General features: G+C 45.1%; 1 pseudogene. It reads right to left on the minus strand.

Going from position 1 to position 390, the window contains the following annotated elements:
* Positions 1-390: pseudogene (locus AB4486_RS27120) on the minus strand (ABC transporter substrate-binding protein); the annotation flags it as partial.

The raw sequence follows: 390 nt of genomic DNA on the forward strand, positions 1-390 counted from the left end.
GTTAAAGTTTCACCGTCATGGAATAACACATTCGGTCTCAACCAAAAATGCAGAAATCGTCCTTCCACCTTCCAATGGTGCGCGAGGCTCGCTTGGGGATTTCCCTCATGGTCTTGGACGAGTAACGTATTGTAGAGACTTCTTAAGATGTGATGTTCGGCGGTTCGGTATGTTTTTGCTGGCTCAAGGTTATCGACCCACGGATATTGAGTGATCAGCAAATGGTCATGTTGTTGATTGAACAGACTATGTTTTTCAGCCGCTAGCGTCAGTGCCTTTATTGCAGCATCACCATAGCTTTCTAGAAGGCGGGGAATAACGTTAAAACACCCTTGCTCTAACTGAAGCGCTAACACTTGTTCTAATGCTTCGGGAAAGCTGACCAAAATT

Source organism: Vibrio sp. 10N.222.55.C6, assembly GCF_041473395.1.
Classification (GTDB): Bacteria; Pseudomonadota; Gammaproteobacteria; order Enterobacterales; family Vibrionaceae; genus Vibrio; species Vibrio crassostreae_C.